14 protein-coding genes are annotated in these 18,231 nt (G+C 42.0%); 13 read left to right on the plus strand and 1 reads right to left on the minus strand.

Annotated elements, in window-relative coordinates; genetic code table 11:
• A complete protein-coding gene (locus LI074_RS10875; RefSeq protein ID WP_008707922.1) occupies positions 1-981 on the plus strand; it encodes an ABC transporter permease in 981 nt (326 codons plus the stop codon).
• A gap of 100 nt (positions 982-1,081) precedes the next feature.
• Entirely contained in the window at positions 1,082-1,282 is a 201-nt protein-coding gene (locus LI074_RS10880) for a DUF1858 domain-containing protein (protein WP_008707923.1), read from the plus strand.
• A gap of 181 nt (positions 1,283-1,463) precedes the next feature.
• Here the strand turns inward: LI074_RS10880 and LI074_RS10885 are convergent, their stop codons facing one another.
• Positions 1,464-2,210 (minus strand): adaptor protein MecA, encoded by a 747-nt coding sequence (locus LI074_RS10885; RefSeq protein ID WP_020993442.1) that lies wholly within the window; start codon positions 2,208-2,210, stop codon positions 1,464-1,466.
• A gap of 697 nt (positions 2,211-2,907) precedes the next feature.
• Here LI074_RS10885 and LI074_RS10890 point away from each other — a divergent pair.
• The 11 genes from LI074_RS10890 (at position 2,908) to LI074_RS10940 (ending at position 18,124) form a co-directional block, all read left to right on the plus strand.
• Entirely contained in the window at positions 2,908-3,108 is a 201-nt protein-coding gene (locus LI074_RS10890; RefSeq protein WP_008707925.1) for a hypothetical protein, read from the plus strand.
• A 311-nt stretch (positions 3,109-3,419) separates the two neighbouring features.
• Positions 3,420-5,069: a glycosyl hydrolase family 18 protein gene (locus tag LI074_RS10895; protein WP_118614970.1), complete on the plus strand. Its 1,650-nt coding sequence runs from the start codon at positions 3,420-3,422 to the stop codon at positions 5,067-5,069.
• Positions 5,070-5,233: 164 nt separating this feature from the next.
• Positions 5,234-5,929: an N-acetylmuramoyl-L-alanine amidase gene (locus tag LI074_RS10900; RefSeq protein WP_020993441.1), complete on the plus strand. Its 696-nt coding sequence runs from the start codon at positions 5,234-5,236 to the stop codon at positions 5,927-5,929.
• Positions 5,930-6,054: 125 nt separating this feature from the next.
• Complete coding sequence (locus LI074_RS10905) at positions 6,055-8,067, plus strand: hypothetical protein (RefSeq protein WP_265107671.1); 2,013 nt, start codon at positions 6,055-6,057, stop codon at positions 8,065-8,067.
• 139 nt (positions 8,068-8,206) lie between these two features.
• Positions 8,207-10,447, plus strand: a complete 2,241-nt coding sequence (locus LI074_RS10910; RefSeq protein WP_173698185.1) for a DUF2298 domain-containing protein — start codon at positions 8,207-8,209, stop codon at positions 10,445-10,447.
• 516 nt (positions 10,448-10,963) lie between these two features.
• Positions 10,964-12,064, plus strand: coding sequence for a DUF459 domain-containing protein (locus LI074_RS10915; protein ID WP_173698186.1), 1,101 nt, complete (start codon positions 10,964-10,966; stop codon positions 12,062-12,064).
• Between the two features lie 316 nt (positions 12,065-12,380).
• Positions 12,381-13,433: an L-threonylcarbamoyladenylate synthase gene (locus tag LI074_RS10920; RefSeq protein WP_008707934.1), complete on the plus strand. Its 1,053-nt coding sequence runs from the start codon at positions 12,381-12,383 to the stop codon at positions 13,431-13,433.
• Between the two features lie 132 nt (positions 13,434-13,565).
• On the plus strand, positions 13,566-13,997 hold the full coding sequence (gene rpiB, locus LI074_RS10925) for a ribose 5-phosphate isomerase B (RefSeq protein ID WP_008707935.1): 432 nt from the start codon (positions 13,566-13,568) through the stop codon (positions 13,995-13,997).
• Positions 13,998-14,221: 224 nt separating this feature from the next.
• Positions 14,222-14,713: a deoxycytidylate deaminase gene (locus tag LI074_RS10930; RefSeq protein WP_008707937.1), complete on the plus strand. Its 492-nt coding sequence runs from the start codon at positions 14,222-14,224 to the stop codon at positions 14,711-14,713.
• A 554-nt stretch (positions 14,714-15,267) separates the two neighbouring features.
• A complete protein-coding gene (gene proS / locus LI074_RS10935) occupies positions 15,268-16,707 on the plus strand; it encodes a proline--tRNA ligase (RefSeq protein WP_008707939.1) in 1,440 nt (479 codons plus the stop codon).
• Positions 16,708-16,798: 91 nt separating this feature from the next.
• A complete protein-coding gene (locus tag LI074_RS10940; protein WP_173698187.1) occupies positions 16,799-18,124 on the plus strand; it encodes a CCA tRNA nucleotidyltransferase in 1,326 nt (441 codons plus the stop codon).
• Positions 18,125-18,231: the final 107 nt, after the last annotated feature.

Consider the following 18,231-nt stretch of genomic DNA (forward strand, 5'->3'; position numbering starts at 1 on the left):
ATGAGTGTACTGATAGTTTTTATTCAAAAAGCAATTGTCCAGGGCATCTGTATTCTGTATGGGGCGCTTGGTGAGATTATGACAGAGAAATCCGGTAATCTGAATCTTGGTATTCCGGGAATTATGTATATGGGCGGCATTTCAGGTCTGATGGGAGCTTTCCTCTATGAGAAGGATAATCCTGATCCCAATGCACTTGTGGGTGTACTGATATCGTTTTTGTGTGCGTTTGCATGTGCTGCAATCGGTGGTCTGATCTACAGTATCCTGACTATCACACTTCGTGTAAATCAGAATGTAACAGGTCTTGCACTTACCATTTTTGGTACAGGTTTTGGTAACTTCTTTGGCGGTTCTATTTCCAAGCTTGCAGGCGGTGTAGGACAGATTTCCGTAAAAGTAACAGGAAGTGCCTATACGGCAAAAATCCCGGGATTGTCTAAGATTCCGGTTATCGGAGGTATTTTATTTAATTATGGTTTCCTTACATATCTCTGCATTATTATAGCAGTCCTGTTATCGTTTTTTCTGTTCAAGACAAGAGCGGGATTGAATCTCAGGGCAATCGGTGAAAATCCGGGAACTGCAGATGCAGCAGGTATCAATGTTATCAAATATAAATATCTGTCAACCTGTATCGGTGCAGGTCTGGCAGGTCTGGGCGGACTCTATTTCGTAATGGAATATTCAGGAGGAACCTGGACAGACAATGGTTTTGGAGATCGTGGCTGGCTTGCTGTTGCACTGGTAATCTTTGCATTATGGAAACCACTGAATGCAATCTGGGGAGCATTCCTGTTCGGAGCTCTTTATATTCTGTATCTTTATATCCCGGGACTTGGACGAAGCATGCAGGAAGTATTTAAAGCACTGCCTTATGTGGTAACGATTATCGTACTGGTATTCACAAGCTTCCGAAAGAAAAAGGAACACCAGCCGCCTGCTGCGCTGGGACTTCCGTATTTCAGGGAGGAACGATAAAATTAAAAGTTTGCAGTTGATTCCAGAGTAAAATAGTATTATAATATCAGAAGCTATAAAAGCTGAGTAGTATGAAGAAAAATTAAGGAGGAAATATACAATGGCTAAAGTATCAAAAGACATGCTGATCGGTCAGCTTCTTCAGATTGATGCAAATATCGCACCGATTCTTATGAGAGCAGGAATGCATTGCCTTGGATGCCCATCTTCCCAGATGGAATCTCTCGAAGAAGCGGCTATGGTTCATGGACTGGATGTTGATGTACTGGTTAACCAGATTAATGATTTTCTTGGAGAATAATCTTCCTGAAAGGTAATCATATGACGGACTATGACAATTGTTGAATTGTCATAGACTGACATGTAAAAAGGATGTTCTGAATAAGTTCAGGACATCCTTTTTTGAGAAATCTGTAATTTACTATGGTATAAGAAAAGAGCTTTCAGATGAAAACTGAATGCTCTTTTAATTATGAAAATTATTACAGTTGAATCAGCTGCTGAAGGGCAGAATCGGAAATCAGTTCTCCATGTTCTGTCAGATAAGCTTCTCCTGAAAGAGAGAAAGCCTTTCCCTGTCCATATTCCGTAAGAATATTACATACCCTGTTAAAATCCTCCGGAGAAAGTGATGACTGGTGAAGTACCAGTTTGTAAAGCTCATCGGCCGGATCTTTGTACAGGGTGTTTGTACCGGTAAAATAGCCGTTCAGTCCATGGGCGGCCGCAATCACATCGTCCAGTGTGTCGAACTCATAGAGACGGATAAGATTTACATCAGGAACCTGAGTATCGTCATTTTCCTTTGCTCCGGTATTCTGAGCAGATTTGCCATCTTTTGTCTGAGTACTCTTCATCTTTGCTTCGTAAAGCTTCTGGAAGATATCAATAATATTGTCTGCACCGTCAAGCTGAAGAGTATCTGTCTTATCATTCCCTCTGAATGGAGCAAATTTGGAGAAACGGGTATCCAGTTCTTCAGGATCCTCTACTTTGGTAATGATCAGGATGATGCTCTCGGTACTCACCGGGATGGCCTCGATCATTAATGGAATATTATCTGCCTCAAAACCAAACTGTATCTGTGCCTGCTGCATCATATCGCGGAAAAGTTTCTTGGCTTTCTCAGTGCCGTAAGCCAGTTCACTGATACGGATCTGATGGTTCTCCAGGTCTTCTCTTGTCAGTGTGCAGCGTATCTGGTTGTCGTTGATCTTTTCTATCTTCATGTTGTCACATCCTATTCTGAATAACATTGAATTATCTGGCAGCTTCATAATTGCCTGTGAAAATCCATTAAAAGTGTTTCTGATAATGAAAATTTAACTTTTGAAAGCTGCGGACAATTACGGATAAATTAAAAGTTACTATTGTTTTTTTGAACAGCAATTTTAAAGGATTGCCATAGATGCGCTGTCTTTGGAAAATCGCTGCAAGTAACTTCAAAAATTCTATTGTCTGACTGTGAATTTATAAAATTTTATACACTATATTATATAACACAGAACTGCAAAATGTAAAGATAAGTAATCAACCAAAATATTAAATTTTTAGAAACAAAACAGAAAAAAATACATAAATGAAGAAAAACACTTGCATCTGTTTACCAGATGGATATAATGAAAACAGAAGAAGCAGTAAACCTGCGGTTCACATAAGCGAAGATCTGAAACATTAACCAAAGTGATCTTTTATTTCTAAACTTCATTGCCGTTTTTCATGCAGCGTTCCTGCTGTGGCAATGTACAGGTAAAATTTCCATGATGATAAGAAGTTGAAACGTTACTGTTCACTCCGTTCACAGTAACGATAAAACAGGTGCAGGGATATTGTTTTTTCAACAGCCGATAAGGTGCTTTCTAAAAAATCTTATGAAAGAAGGGAGGTAAGCTTACGGAAAATATATCACGGGCAACCAAAAAGAGCATGCGTAAACCACTGGAAAAAGAATTGAAGAGTTATCGTGAACAGGGAATTTCTCTGTATCTGAATGGTATACTCAGTAATCCGAAAACAATTGCAAAAGCCTGTCAGATTGCAGAAGGTGGTGGATACATGCGTGATTACGTTGAAGATGAAAAAGGACGGATCGCTCGTGTGGATTTTGATTTCGTCAAAGAAAAATAACAAAAGAGAAAGCTGCCCGAACAGATTCTGAACCAGTCCCCCCGATGTTCATAATGCCTTCGGGCAGCATAAGAATATAATTACGCATATCTTAAAAATTTGTGAAAAATACGATTTTGCAATACAATTGTAATATTTTATGGTATACTTAAGCCAGTATCATCAAGTTACCGATACAGTTAATAATACTGGTACATCATACTCAAAATAACTATATGAAATACCTTTCTGTGAGCTGATGTATCAATAGCGATCGTGTTACTGTCTGCTTTGTTTCCGGTAACACAATATTTACTGAAAGGAAAAATACTATGAATAAAAAGTATAAACCAGTTATCGCAGTTGCCGTTTTGGTCATTCTTGTTGCGATTCTTGGAATTGTCACTCATGTAGTAATGAAGTACATACCATCTTCTGAGAAAATGGATCTGAATGAATATTATGGAGAAATGACAGATGGGGAGATTGCCCTGGTCATTGGAACTGAGAAACTGGAAGAACGTGGTCTGGTGGACGGAGACAGAGTCTATTTACCACTGGATGTGGTGAATACTTATCTGAACCAGAGATATTACTGGGATTCTGCCAATCAGCAGATACTTTATGCAACACCTTCGGAGCTGACTTCTGCGAGTGCATCATCTGAGGCAGGAGATAAGGTATGGGTGAAAGATGACAAAGTGTATCTGAATCTTACTTATGTGCAGGAATTTACAGATCTTGATGCATACATCACAAAAGATCCATACAGGATTGCCATACAGTATAAATTCAAAAATGTAAAAACAGTCACAGTTAAGAAGAATACAAGCATACGTTACCGCGGTGGAATTAAATCGGCTATTCTTACTTCTGTAAAGAAAGGTACAAAGCTTCGTCTTATCGAAGAATTGGAGAACTGGGATCAGGTAGCTACGGATGACGGATATATTGGTTATATAGATAAGAAGAAAGTGGGAGAAGCAGAGAAGACAAAATTTGAACGAAGCTTTAAGAAGGAAGAGTACTCCTATCTTACTATGGACAGCAAGGTCAATATGGTATGGCATCAGGTGACTTCCACAGATGCCAATGCTTATTTTGCGGATGCGACAGCAAATATGACAGGTGTGAATGTGATCTCGCCTACCTGGTTCTATCTGACAGATACTTCAGGAAACATTGCAAGCATCGCAAGTGCAGATTATGTATCACAGGCTCATGAAAAGGGGCTTCAGGTATGGGGACTGATCGACAACTTTACACAGGAAGTAAGTACAACGGAAACACTTTCCAGCACTGCGGCGAGACAGAATATTATCAGTCAGCTGATCCAGGCAGCCCAAGATGTGGGAATGGATGGCATTAATGTGGATTTTGAATCTCTCAGCGAGGATGTGGGAACTCATTTTCTGGAATTTCTGAGAGAACTTTCCATAGAGTGTCATAAGAATAATTTGGTTCTTTCAGTGGATAATCCGGTTCCTGAGGATTTTACAAGCCATTATGACCGGGCTGAGCAGGGAAGGGTTGTAGATTATGTGATCATCATGGGATATGACGAGCATTATGTAGGATCTGAAGCCGGTTCTGTGGCATCTCTTCCATGGGTGGAACAGGGAATCCAGGATACACTGAAAGAGGTTCCGGCTAAACGTGTGATCAATGCCATTCCGTTTTATACCAGACTGTGGAGGACCACAGGGGGAAATGTAACCAGTGAAGCAATCGGTATGGATCAGGCGCAGCAGACAATTGCAGATAATAATGTGGAAACCTACTGGGATAAGACCACTTCCCAGAATTATGGAAAATATGATATAGATAATTCTACCTATCAGATCTGGCTTGAGGATGCTCAGTCAGTTGCAGAGAAAGTGAAGCTGGTATCCAAATATGACCTTGCAGGAGTTTCTGCATGGAAGCTTGGATTTGAAAACAACGGAATCTGGCAGGTAATCTCGGACAATCTGAATAATTAAAAGTTCTGCATCAGCAGGCTATAAAAACATCTTCTGAAACATATATTAATATAGAATTTTATGAAATACTGATTGCATTATTTTATGGAATTGCTATAGCCAGTCTACAGGAACAGTGAATTTTCCCGTAGACTGTAAAAGATGTCTCAGGAGGTGTTTTTAGTTTGAAAAAATATGGACTGGAATTAATGTTAGGGTGTCTGCTTCTTGTCAGTTTTCTCATTCTGTCAAAACAGGCAGCTGAAGTTTCAGAGACTATGAGTTCAACAGAAAATTCAAAAATCATTCTGGTAGATGCAGGACATGGTGGAGCGGATCCGGGAATGATCGGAGTGAACGGACTGGAAGAAAAGGGGATAAATCTTCAGATTGCCGTAAAATTAAAGGATTCTCTGGAAAAACAAGGATTTTCTGTAATCATGACAAGGGAAGAAGATAAGGGCCTTTATGAGGAGGACAGCAGAAATCAGAAAGCACAGGATATGCAGTGCAGGATTGCTATGATAAAGAAATACAGACCTGTGCTGTGCATAAGTGTTCATCAGAACAGCTATCAGGATTCGTCTGTATGCGGTCCACAGGTGTTTTATTATGAAGATTCTGTCCGGGGAAAGAATCTGGCAGAGTTTATCCAGGAAGAACTGAATCTGGGACTGAAAGTAAAACGCCCTCGTGTGGCAAAAGGTAATAAAACCTATTATCTGTTAAAAAGAAGTGAAAGTGTTTTGAATATTGTAGAGTGTGGTTTTCTTACAAATCCGGAAGAGGCCGGACTTCTCTGCAAAGAAGAATATCAGAATAAAATAGTGGAAGCTATAGTGAAAGGGATTGAACAATATCTGAAGCAACAAAAAATTTAAAATGTTTAATTTATGTGAACTTGCTTTTAATAAGTAGGGATTTTTGCTATACTGATACTTGTTTGATAAAATCCCCCGGGAGGATAGGAATATCTGCATGGCGGGGAAATGTACAGGGAGAAATTATGCTTGGAATTATTTATCTGCTTCTGGCAGGAATGCTGGGCTGTGAAGCATCGAAAATGCTGACAGGAGAGGGAAGGAGTGTGTCAGGTATTAATCGTATCTGGCTCATGCTTCCGGCTTCTTTTGGAGTCGGAACACTTTTACTGACCTGGATGGTATATATTATTTCCTGGTTTTTCAGTGTTGTGGGAAAAGCTGAAAATCCACTTTTGTATGGAAATATTATCGGGATGACAGGTGCAGCAGTTATTATGATACTGCTCAGCGTACAGAAATACAGAAAACAGGGAAGTTACAGGATATGGAATATTGATAAAACACAGGATAAGCGCAGATTAAAAAAGGAAATATTACTCTTTGGTCTGCTGACTGTATTTATTACATATATGATGTTTTATGTATTCTATATAAAAGACGGAATCCTGTATTCCGGGCTGACTGTGTATGGAGATTATGCACCACATACGGCGATGATGCGTTCTTTTTCTGCAGGAAATAATTTTCCCACACAGTATCCTCATTATGGAGGTGCAGATGTAAAGTATCATTTTATGTTTCAGTTTCTCACAGGAAATCTGGAATATCTGGGAATGCGTATGGACTTTGCCTATAATATCGTAAGTACCTTGTCGCTTGTGGGATTTCTTATGCTGTTATATCAGCTTGCACTTAGGATCACAGGCAAAATGTGCTGCGGTGTACTGGCATTGTTTCTGTTCTTTTTCAGAAGCGGAATGGCTTTTCTCAGATTTGTATGGGAGCATATCCAGGCAGGGAATCTTGTGGAAACCCTGGAAGAAAATACTTCCTTTATCGGATATACTGTCAATGAGAACTGGGGATTGTGGAACTTTAATGTTTATCTTAATCAGAGGCATCTGGCATTTGGACTTCTGATGGCGACTTTGGCACTATATCTGTTTATGGACTGGCTGGAAGCCGGGACGGCACATGAAGAGAAGGGAATACTCTGGATAAAAAACAGAATCTTTTCGAAGGAAGGATGGAAAAGCAGAAATCTGGATCAGGCACTGCTTATGGGAATGTTTCTGGGTCTGTGTGCGTTCTGGAATGGGGCAGCAGTGATCGGTGGTCTGCTGATTTTGTGCGGCTTTGCGATTTTCTCGGATGGAAAAGTGGATTACGCTGTCATGGCGGGGGTATCCATCTTCTTTTCCTGGCTTCAGTCAAAGATTTTTATTGTTGGAAGTGCCATGAGTCCTCAGATTTATCTGGGATTTCTGGCAGAGGATAAGACTGTCCCGGGAGTTGTGAAATATCTGTTCTGGATGAGTGGAGTTTTTTTCCTTGGGCTGGTACTAATGGTATGGTTTATGAGAAGACGGGAGAGAGCAATCCTTGTGAGTTTCCTGTTTCCGGTGATTTTTGCTTTTGTGCTTCTGATGACACCGGATATTAATGTAAACCATAAATATATCATGATATCATATGCGTTTCTGACGATTTTCTGGGCATGGGCAGTATGCAGTCTTTGGAATGGGAGAAATGGGCAGTCCGGGATACAGAAAACTATGGGAAAGATACTGGCAATAGTATTGGTGATATCTCTGAGTGTGACCGGGATTTATGACTTTGTGGTGATCATAAAGGGAAATGGTCCGGGCAGACGTGTGACTGTAAATATGAACAGCGAGCTGACCCAATGGCTGGAGGAGAATCTGGAGAAAAACGATCTTTTACTTACTCCTGAGTACAGCATGAATGAAGTGACGATGTCCGGAGCTATGCTTTACTGTGGATGGCCATATTACGCATGGTCTGCAGGCTATGATACGAATTACAGGGCTGCACAGGCTGTAACGATATACACCACATCTGACAGTGAAACATTGAAAAAAACAGTACAACAGGAAAAAATAACATATATCCTGTTTGAAGAAGGTTCGGAATTTGAACAGCAGGAATGTCGTGAGGAGACAATTGCTGCAGCATATGAAAAGGTTTATGAGACTCAGGATGGACGGATACGGATCTATAAAACAACAGAATAATCCTCAAATGCATTATTACGGGGATTACTCCGGATTTATGATTATGAGCCGGGTGATTACAGATTTACAGAGATAAGAGAGAATGTGTAAGATTATAGTAACCACAATAATTTTATAAATGATTAAGGAGGACGTACGGATGAAGAAATGGGCACCGAGAGTGCTTCTTGCAGCAGCTCTTGCAGGGCTGTCTGCATTTCTGTTAAAGGGAGATGTATGGACATTCTGGACCTGGTGGATGTTGGCATTTCTGATGGGAATGGTTGCCATGCCTGTGACAGGGAGACTGTTTTCCGGATTTGAAGACAAAGGCTGGATGTTTTCAAAAGTGCTGGCGATTACTGTGACAGGTTTTCTTACGTGGTTTCTGGTAACTGCGAAGATACTGCCATTTACTGCAGCGACATGTATCGGTGTGTCTGTTGTATGTGCTGTTGGCTGTGGGGTTTTATATCATTTTCAGGGAAAAAATGGAATTGACTGCTTTCCGTCCGGAAAGGTAAATCTGATTTACGGAGAGGAAATTCTGTTCTTTATATTTTTCCTGATATGGACTTATTTTGCAGGATTCCGTCCGCAGGCATACGGAGGAACTGAGAAATTTATGGATTATGGTTTCATGGAAGCCATGATGAGAAGTACGACACTTCCTGCAAGAGATCTGTGGTATTCAGAAGGTACGATCAATTATTATTATGGCGGACAGTATTTTGCAGTATTTCTGACGAAGCTGACTGGCAGTAAAGTAGAACTCACTTACAATCTGATGCGTACTTTTGTGGCTGCATTTGCGTTTGTGCTTCCGTTTTCACTGGTTCGTCAGATGTCTGTGGACAGGCTTAAAGGAAGCCTGACAGGAAAGAAACGTTGTGTGCCGGCAGTGGCCGGGATCATAGCAGGACTTTCTGTATCAATTGCGGGAAATATGCATTATGTGGTTTACAGTAAGATCATTCCATGGCTCCAGAAGCTGCAGGGAAAAGAAGCGGACAGCTACTGGTTCCCGGATGCGACCCGTTATATTGGATACAATCCGGATGTGCCGGACAAGACGATCCATGAATTTCCATGTTATTCCTTTGTGCTGGGAGATCTCCATGCCCATGTGGTAAATGTAATGTTTGTGCTGTTTCTGGTGGGATTTCTTTATGCGTGGATGCGAAGTGTGCGGATGAGAGAAGCAGTAATTATGAAACCGGGCCGGAAACAGTTCTGGAAAAAACAGCTGTTGATTCCGCATATCCTGCTGGCTGCAGTGATGATCGGTATGTTCCGGTTTACGAATTTCTGGGATTTTATTATTTATTTCGTGGTGACCGGTGGAGTGGTGCTGTTTACCAATATCGTTCAGTTTGATGGTAAAGTGAAGAGGATTCTGGCAGTGACTGCGGTTCAGGCAGTGGAGATCATTGTGATCTCATACGTTGTTTCTCTGCCGTTTACTTTGCAGTTTGACAGTATGTTTAAAGGTGTGGGAATTGCGCAGAATCATTCTATGATCCATCAGCTGCTGATTTTGTGGGGACTGCCTGTGGTTCTGACAGTTCTGCTGATCATCTGTATCATCTGGGAGAAGCTTCGTGGTGGTGCGAACAGAAGTCCATATAAACTGATGAAAGCAATCTCTGTGCCGGATCTGTTTGCGATTGTCATGGGACTCTGTGCAATCGGGCTGATCGTGATTCCGGAGTTGGTTTATGTAAGAGATATTTACGAAAATGGAAACGCCAGGGCGAATACTATGTTTAAGCTGACTTATCAGGCGTATATGCTGTTTGGGATGACCATGGGATATGGTATTTTCCGTATGCTGGTGGCTACACGTAAGAAAGTGTTTAAGGTTGTGTCAGTGATCGGTCTGGTACTGCTTTGCTGGACCTTTGGTTATTTTGGAAACAGTGTGTATGCGTGGTTTGGAAAGGTATGGGAGCCTTCTGAATATAAAGGATTGAATGCGACATCTTTCCTGTCAAATGATTTCACAGAGGATGTGGCTGGTATTAAATGGCTGAAGAAGAATGTGAAAGGGTCACCGGTTGTGCTTGAGGCGAACGGGGACAGCTATAGTGGTTATGAGCGTGTTTCTGCTATGACAGGGCTTCCGACTGTGCTGGGATGGTATGTGCATGAGTGGCTGTGGAGAGATGATACTGCGGACTTGAATGAGAAGAGCGCGGATATTGAGAGTATTTATACTTCTTCGGATGAGGAGTATGTGAAGGAGCTGCTGGAAGAGTATGATGTTTCTTATATTTTTGTCGGATCGAAGGAGAGGGAGAAATATGGGGGGACATTGAATGAGGATGTGCTGAAGTCACTTGGAGAAGTGGTGTTCCAGGATGAGGTGTATAGTACTTATATTCTTAAGGTTAATAAGTAAGGGAGTGAAAAATGGCGGCAGTTTTGCCGTCATTTTTTGCGTTTTTGTAAAGAATATTGCGGGTAATCTTTGATGATCAAAAGGGACGCGTAAAAAAATATTTCATTTCCTGTGCGGTTTCGGGCACTAAGATATTCTAAGCCGCTAAAAATCTGCTAAAAGCATGAGAAATCAGAGCCAAACTCGCCTGCGGCTCAGACAGTGTCTCTGATTTCTCATAACGCAGATTTTTGCCGGCTAAGAATATCTAAGTACCCTGCAAATGCACAGGAAATGAAATATTTTTTTACGCTGGTTATTGGTTGGAATGGTTTTGGGGAAATAATTATCAGGTGGAAAAGAGGGAAAAAGTAAAATTTACAGATATGGATTACGATTGTATTATGATAATGTATGTACAATATATATAAGAAAAATATGTTGCTACAGTGGAAAAATGAAAAGATGACACTGTATAAGTAGTAGGAGAAAATGAGGATTGTGAATATTCATATGACAGGAAAGGAGAATTTTAAAATGAGGAATCGAATAATTCAGGTTAGACATTATAGCAGGAAAATGATGATTATGATGTTGACAGGAGCAATTTGTTTCAGTTCGTGTTTTTGTGAAACTGCTTTTGCGAAAACCAGCAAAGTAAGGGTTTACGATGTGGAAAAAGGAACCACAGGTTTCACATCTTTTACATATTCGGATAATAAAAAGGATGAGTCACTGGCACCGTCGGAGGGAACAGAAGCGATTTCATCTGCTTCTCAGAAGGTGATTATTTTCCATCAGGCAGATGGGTCTACGATAATAAGAAAAGCAGACAGTAATGGAAAAGTGACACTTCCTGCAATAAAGAACGAGACCGGATATACTTTTCTTGGATGGAGCACGAAGCCGGATCAGACTCAGAATCCGCAGTATCAGGCGGGACAGGTGATACAGGTAAGGAAGAAAACCCATTTATATGCAGTTATGTATAACTGGCAACAGGAGCCGGATATTCAGGTCAATAATCTGGCAGCTCAGCTGTCGGAGTATTCCGGAATTATTTTTGTGGGAGATTCCAGAACGTATTTTATGCAGAAAACTCTTCTTCGGGAATATGGAAAGGATGCAGTTGCAAAAGTATCATTTGTGTGTAAGACAGGGGAGGGACTGAGCTGGTTTGAGACAGCAGGAGAGAGAGTAATGAGAAGTGAAATTGCCCGTCTGCAGTCAGATTCAGATAAGCCCGTAGCAGTTATTTTTAATCTTGGTGTGAATGATCTTTCGAGTCATAATTCCGGGAATGGGGTTGATTATAAAGGCGAGGCAAATGCATATCTTGCGCGTATGAACACTCTTGCAGAAGAACTTGAAAGTGACTGCAGATTGTTTTATATGTCTGTGAATCCGGTAAATACAGCAATGAAACCAACTCGAAAAGAAGCGCAGTTACGTTACTTTAATGACAGATTGCAGAGTGGGTTAAATCATAGATTTCAATGGATAGATACCTATAAATATCTGATGAAGAATGGTTACAGTACATACAATGAGTTTAAGGGAAATATAGATGACGGCGTTCACTATTCTACACGTACCTATAAAAGAATCTATAAATATTGTATGAATGCGATCAGATAATGCTTTTTGATTTATACACAAATTATAATCTTGTTTCAGGTAAGCAGTATAAGCAGAAGTTAAGGCCACAGAACTCACAAAAGAAAGGGTATATGTATTGCCTGATAAATTAAGAGATTGATGTACGAGCTGACAGGAGAAATATTTTCTGTCAGCTTGTTATTTGTTTGGTTGGATAATGGAGAATATCTGTTTGCCAAAGAAGAAACATTTGACGAATTTTTATCTCTGTTGTATCATGAACATACAAAACGAAAATAAAGTAAGAGGAATATTGTTATATAAAATACAGAACAGATAAGAAAGCAGGAATAAAATGAAAGCAGAAGTTGTATCCATGACAGCGGATAATCTTGATATGGAGGCTATCCGGCGTGGTGGAGATATTTTGAAACAGGGTGGTCTGGTTGCATTTCCTACGGAGACTGTTTATGGTCTTGGTGGAGATGCGTTGAACCCGCAGGCTTCTATGAAAATTTATGCGGCGAAGGGCAGACCTTCGGATAATCCGCTGATCGTGCATATTGCAGAGTTTGATAAGCTGGCTCCGATTGTAGCTGAGGTTCCGGAGAAGGCGAAGATTTTGGCAGAGAAGTACTGGCCGGGTCCGCTGACTATGATTTTTCCGAAGTCGGATCTTGTACCACAGGAGACTACGGGTGGTCTGGACAGTGTGGCGGTTCGTTTTCCGAGTGACAGGATCGCGCAGGAACTTATCAAGGCAGCAGGTGGTTATGTGGCTGCGCCCAGTGCCAACACTTCAGGCAGACCCAGTCCGACTACTGCACAGCATGTAGAGGAGGATCTTGGCGAGGCGATTGAGATGATTATTGACGGAGGCCAGGTGGGAATCGGTCTTGAGTCTACGATCGTTGATTTTACTGAGGATGTGCCGGTGGTTTTACGTCCGGGTTATATTTCTCTGGAGATGCTTCAGGAGACTCTGGGGGATGTAAGGATGGACAAGGGGCTGATTGCGGCTGACAGCAAAGTACGTCCGAAAGCACCGGGTATGAAATATCGCCATTATGCACCGAAGGCAGATCTGGCAATTGTTGAGGGACCAGAGGAAGCTGTTGTGAAGAAGATTAATGAGCTGGCTGCGGAAGCGAAAGCACACGGCGAGCAGGTCGGAATTATTGCAACGGACGAGACAAAGGACAGATATCCCGAAGGTCTGGTAGTCAGCATCGGAAGTCGGAAAGAAGAGGAAACAATCGCTCATCATTTATATGAAGTGCTTCGTGATTTTGACCAGAGTGCGGTCAGGTCTATTTATTCAGAAGCGTTTTATACACCAAGAATGGGACAGGCCATTATGAACCGTCTGCTGAAAGCAGCGGGACATAAGATCATACAGGTAGTATGATATAATCAGGTAGTGAAGCAGATATATGCCTGATTATATAATCTTATCAGCAGTAATGGCCAGATGGATAATGAAGATTCACTTAAATAGTCTGCTGAAGAGGTAAAGAAATTAATTTCAGGAGGAAGATTAATGATAGCTTTAGGATGTGATCATGGTGGATATGAACTGAAACAGGAGATCAAGAAGTATCTGGATGAGAAAGGAATTGAATATAAAGATTATGGATGTGACAGTCTGGATTCCGTAGATTATCCGGTATATGCAAAGAAGGTTGCACATGCAATTCTTGACGGCGAATGTGAGAAGGGAATCCTGATCTGCGGAACAGGTATCGGAATTTCCATTACAGCAAACAAGTTTAAGGGAATCAGAGCTGCAGTCTGCACAGATTGTTTTACAGCAGAGGCTACAAGACTTCACAATGATGCCAATATCCTTGCACTTGGCGGAAGAGTGGTAGGACCTGGGCTGGCATTGAAGATTGTGGATACATTTTTGAATACACCGTTTTCCAATGATGAGAGACATATCAGAAGAATTAATCAGATAGAGACTGAATAAGTCATAAAATAAGAAAAATGATAAAACAGCCAGAGCCTGCATGATTATAGTAATTCTCTCACATGTATGATGAATGGGAATTACTGTAGAGTAAAGTGTGAAGTTCTGGCTGTGTCAGTTATAAGCAGACAATGGTTACTGTTTGCTCCGTTCACAGTAACGGACAATGTGCTGCTTTTATGAAGCAGATGAATGGTGAAGTATGTGAAGGGGAGGTGTGGAAAATGGATGTAAATCATAAACGCACAGATTATTTATCATGGGATGAATATTTTATGGGAGTTGCCATGATGTCAGGGATGCGTTCCAAGGATCCGAATTCTCAGGTAGGTGCCTGTATTGTGAGTGAGGATAATAAAATCCTGTCCATGGGTTATAATGGTTTTCCAAAGGGCTGTTCAGATGATGAATTTCCATGGGCAAGAGAGGGTGACAGTCTTCATACGAAATATTTTTATGTGACCCACAGTGAATTGAATGCGATTCTTAATTACAGGGGAGGAAGTCTGGAAGGTGCAAAGCTTTATGTTTCCCTTTTTCCATGTAATGAATGTGCCAAGGCAATTATTCAGGCAGGTATTAAGACAATTGTCTATGACTGCGATAAATATGCAGACACGCCGGCAGTGATCGCTTCTAAGAGAATGCTGGATGCAGCCGGGGTCCGTTATTATAAATATAACCGGACAGGACGTAAGATTACAATAGAAGTGTGATTTTGGCATATTCATGCCAAAACACCTCGCGGAATAGTGGTGTGTGAACAGTAACGATTTTACTCTTGACACATCAATTTATTTCAAATAGAATATAATCAAATGCGAAATATATATAGCGATGAAGAGAATAGTACATAAGGAGCAATCCCAGAGAAGAGTCCCGGAGAACAGCCGGTTGGCTGTGAAACAGTGGTGGAAGGATTCTGTGCGTGAATTATGGAACCGGCCTCGGAGCTCCGTACAATTGAAGTACGGCGTTTTTCCTGCGTTATCGGAAGAAGAGAGAGTAATGTGCAGGCATTTGGGCACAGTGCTAATTAGGGTGGTACCGCCGAAGCCTTTCGGTCCCTTGTGAGGGATGCTGGGCTTCTTTTTTTCGTTTTTTATAATATGACAGATTTTGCCGCATTATAAAAAAGCAGATTTTTGTACTGTGAAGCAGATAGGGAAATTTATTTATAGAAGAAAAATAAGAAGAATATGCATTCCGCCGCGACTATATCCTGATACGCTTTCAGGATCAACATATCACATAAAAAGGAGAAACAATTATGGCAAACAACAAGAAACTGGTAGAAGCCATCACATCCATGGAAGAGGATTTCGCCCAGTGGTATACCGACGTTGTAAAGAAAGCTGAACTCTGCGGTTATACCAGCGTAAAAGGCTGCATGGCAATCAAACCTGCAGGATATGCGATCTGGGAAAATATCCAGCACGAACTGGACAGAAGATTTAAAGAGACTGGCGTACAGAATGTGTACATGCCAATCTTTATTCCAGAATCTCTTCTTCAGAAAGAGAAAGATCATGTAGAAGGATTTGCACCTGAGGTTGCATGGGTAACTCATGGTGGTCTGGATCCGCTTCAGGAGCGTCTGTGCGTACGTCCAACATCAGAGACATTATTCTGTGATTTCTATGCAAAAGAAATCCAGTCCCACAGAGACCTGCCGAAGGTATACAATCAGTGGTGTTCTGTAGTGCGCTGGGAAAAGACAACACGTCCGTTCCTTCGTTCACGTGAGTTCTTATGGCAGGAAGGCCATACAGCTCATGCTACAGCCGAGGAAGCAGAAGAGCGTACTATCCAGATGCTGAACCTGTATGCAGATTTCTGCGAGGAAGTACTTGCAATCCCGGTTATCAAGGGACAGAAAACAGACAAGGAGAAATTCTCCGGTGCAGAAGCTACTTATACAATTGAATCCCTGATGCATGATGGAAAAGCCCTTCAGTCCGGTACAAGCCATAACTTTGGCGATGGATTTGCAAGAGCATTCGGCATCCAGTATACAGATAAAGAAAATAAACTTCAGTATGTACATCAGACATCCTGGGGCATGACAACACGTATGATCGGTGCAATCATCATGGTACATGGTGATAACAGCGGTCTGGTACTGCCTCCGAGAATCGCTCCTGTACAGGCAGTGATCATTCCGATCCAGCAGAGAAAAGAGGGCGTTCTTGAGAAAGCAGATGAGATGTTTGCAGCATTAAAGGCAGCAGGAGTCCGCGTAAAAGTAGACGACACAGACAAGAGCCCGGGATTCAAATTCGCAGAGCAGGAAATGCGTGGTATCCCGATCCGTATCGAGTGCGGTCCGAAGGATATCGAGAATGGTCAGGCTGTGATCTGCCGTCGTGATACAAGAGAGAAATATACTGTTACATTTGATGAGCTTGTGGAGAAAGTACAGGAAATCCTGGAAACAATCCAGAAAGATATGCTGGAGCGTGCACGTAAGCACAGAGATTCCCATACTTATGTTGCTACAAACTATGAAGAATTCAAAGATACTATTGTTAACAAACCAGGCTTCGTAAAAGCTATGTGGTGCGGTGACCGCGCATGTGAGGACAAGATCAAAGAAGATGTTCAGGCTACATCCAGATGTATGCCGTTTGAGCAGGAACACTTAAGTGATGTCTGCGTATGCTGTGGAAAACCTGCCAAGAAGATGGTTTACTGGGGAAGAGCATACTAATCAATAAGAAAATAAAGAAAACCGGCAGCAGAGATATCTGAGTGCCGGTTTTCGGGGTTAAGAATAAATAGAAGAAGATAAGGATGGTCATATGATTCTGGAAATACCGAAAAACGCGGAAACAATTTTGCATATACTGGAAAAAGCAGGCTATGAAGCCTATGTGGTAGGCGGCTGTGTGCGTGATTCCATTTTGGGACGGAGCCCGGATGACTGGGACATCACCACATCCGCAAAGCCGGAGCAGGTCAAGGCTTTGTTTCACAGAACAGTGGATACAGGTCTGCAGCATGGAACAGTGACTGTTCTTATGGAAAAAGAAGGATATGAGGTCACGACTTATCGTGTAGATGGTGAGTACGAGGACGGCAGACATCCCAAAGAGGTCACCTTTACAGCAAGCCTTGAGGAAGATCTGAAACGCCGGGATTTCACCATCAATGCAATGGCATACAATCCTTCTTCAGGACTGGTGGACCTTTTCGGCGGACTGGAGGATATTGAAAGAAAAATCATCCGCTGTGTGGGAAACCCGCTGGAGCGTTTTACAGAGGATGCACTGCGGATCATGCGTGCAGTCCGTTTCAGTGCGCAGTTGGGCTTTACTATTGAAGAAGAGACTCGTAAGGCACTGAAGGTTCTGGCACCGAATCTGAAGCATGTCAGTGCAGAGAGGATTCAGGTAGAGCTTGTGAAGCTTCTGATGTCTCCTCATCCGGATTATCTCAGGGTGGCTTATGAAGCCGGGATCACAGCTGAATTTCTTCCGGAGTTTGATGCATGTATGACAACATCCCAGAATACGCCGCACCACTGTTACACAGTAGGGGAGCATATCCTGCACAGTCTCTGTCATGTACGCGCAGATAAAGTTCTCAGGATTACCATGCTGCTTCATGATATTGGAAAGCCGGTTGTCCGGAAAACAGATGAGAATGGAAGAGATCATTTCAAGATGCATGGGATTGCGGGAGAAAAGATGGCTGCACAGATCCTGCGCAGGCTGAAATTCGATAATGATACGATCCGCAAGGTAACCCGTCTGGTAAAATGGCATGATGACAGACCGGATGGAACGACAAAGGCAGTGCGCAGGGCAGTGAACCGTATCGGTGAGGATCTCTTCCCGTATTATCTGGAAGTGCAGCAGGCAGATATGCTGGCACAGAGTGCTTACAGACGCACAGAGAAGCAGGAACGTCTGGATAAGGTGAAAGAGGCTTATGAGACGATCATTAATGAACATCAGTGTGTATCTTTAAAAACTCTGGCAGTGACAGGGAAAGATCTGATTGAAGCCGGTTATAAGCCGGGGCGTGAAATAGGAGAAACGCTGAACCATCTTCTGGAAGTAGTGCTTGCCGATCCACAGAAGAATCAGAAAGAGATATTATTGGGTCTGCTTGATGAGAAATAGTGCAGTTTTATGGAATGGTCAGTATATCAGAATATTGGTTACTGTTCACACACCACTATCCCGCGAGGTGTTTTGGCATGAATATGCCAAAATCCCGAGACATACAA

The sequence above is a fragment of the Blautia sp. MSK18_10 genome, assembly GCF_020553185.1.
In the GTDB taxonomy this organism is placed as follows: domain Bacteria; phylum Bacillota; class Clostridia; order Lachnospirales; family Lachnospiraceae; genus Blautia_A; species Blautia_A wexlerae.

Bases quoted from the DNA above. Each gene is read 5' to 3' on its own strand.
- LI074_RS10875 (WP_008707922.1), top strand. From the start codon at position 1: ATGAGTGTACTGATAGTTTTTATTCAAAAAGCAATTGTCCAGGGCATC.
- LI074_RS10880 (WP_008707923.1), top strand. From the start codon at position 1,082: ATGGCTAAAGTATCAAAAGACATGCTGATCGGTCAGCTTCTTCAGATT.
- LI074_RS10885 (WP_020993442.1), bottom strand. From the start codon at position 2,210: ATGAAGATAGAAAAGATCAACGACAACCAGATACGCTGCACACTGACA.
- LI074_RS10890 (WP_008707925.1), top strand. From the start codon at position 2,908: ATGCGTAAACCACTGGAAAAAGAATTGAAGAGTTATCGTGAACAGGGA.
- LI074_RS10895 (WP_118614970.1), top strand. From the start codon at position 3,420: ATGAATAAAAAGTATAAACCAGTTATCGCAGTTGCCGTTTTGGTCATT.
- LI074_RS10905 (WP_265107671.1), top strand. From the start codon at position 6,055: ATGCTTGGAATTATTTATCTGCTTCTGGCAGGAATGCTGGGCTGTGAA.
- LI074_RS10910 (WP_173698185.1), top strand. From the start codon at position 8,207: ATGAAGAAATGGGCACCGAGAGTGCTTCTTGCAGCAGCTCTTGCAGGG.
- LI074_RS10915 (WP_173698186.1), top strand. From the start codon at position 10,964: ATGAGGAATCGAATAATTCAGGTTAGACATTATAGCAGGAAAATGATG.
- LI074_RS10920 (WP_008707934.1), top strand. From the start codon at position 12,381: ATGAAAGCAGAAGTTGTATCCATGACAGCGGATAATCTTGATATGGAG.
- rpiB (WP_008707935.1), top strand. From the start codon at position 13,566: ATGATAGCTTTAGGATGTGATCATGGTGGATATGAACTGAAACAGGAG.
- LI074_RS10930 (WP_008707937.1), top strand. From the start codon at position 14,222: ATGGATGTAAATCATAAACGCACAGATTATTTATCATGGGATGAATAT.
- proS (WP_008707939.1), top strand. From the start codon at position 15,268: ATGGCAAACAACAAGAAACTGGTAGAAGCCATCACATCCATGGAAGAG.
- LI074_RS10940 (WP_173698187.1), top strand. From the start codon at position 16,799: ATGATTCTGGAAATACCGAAAAACGCGGAAACAATTTTGCATATACTG.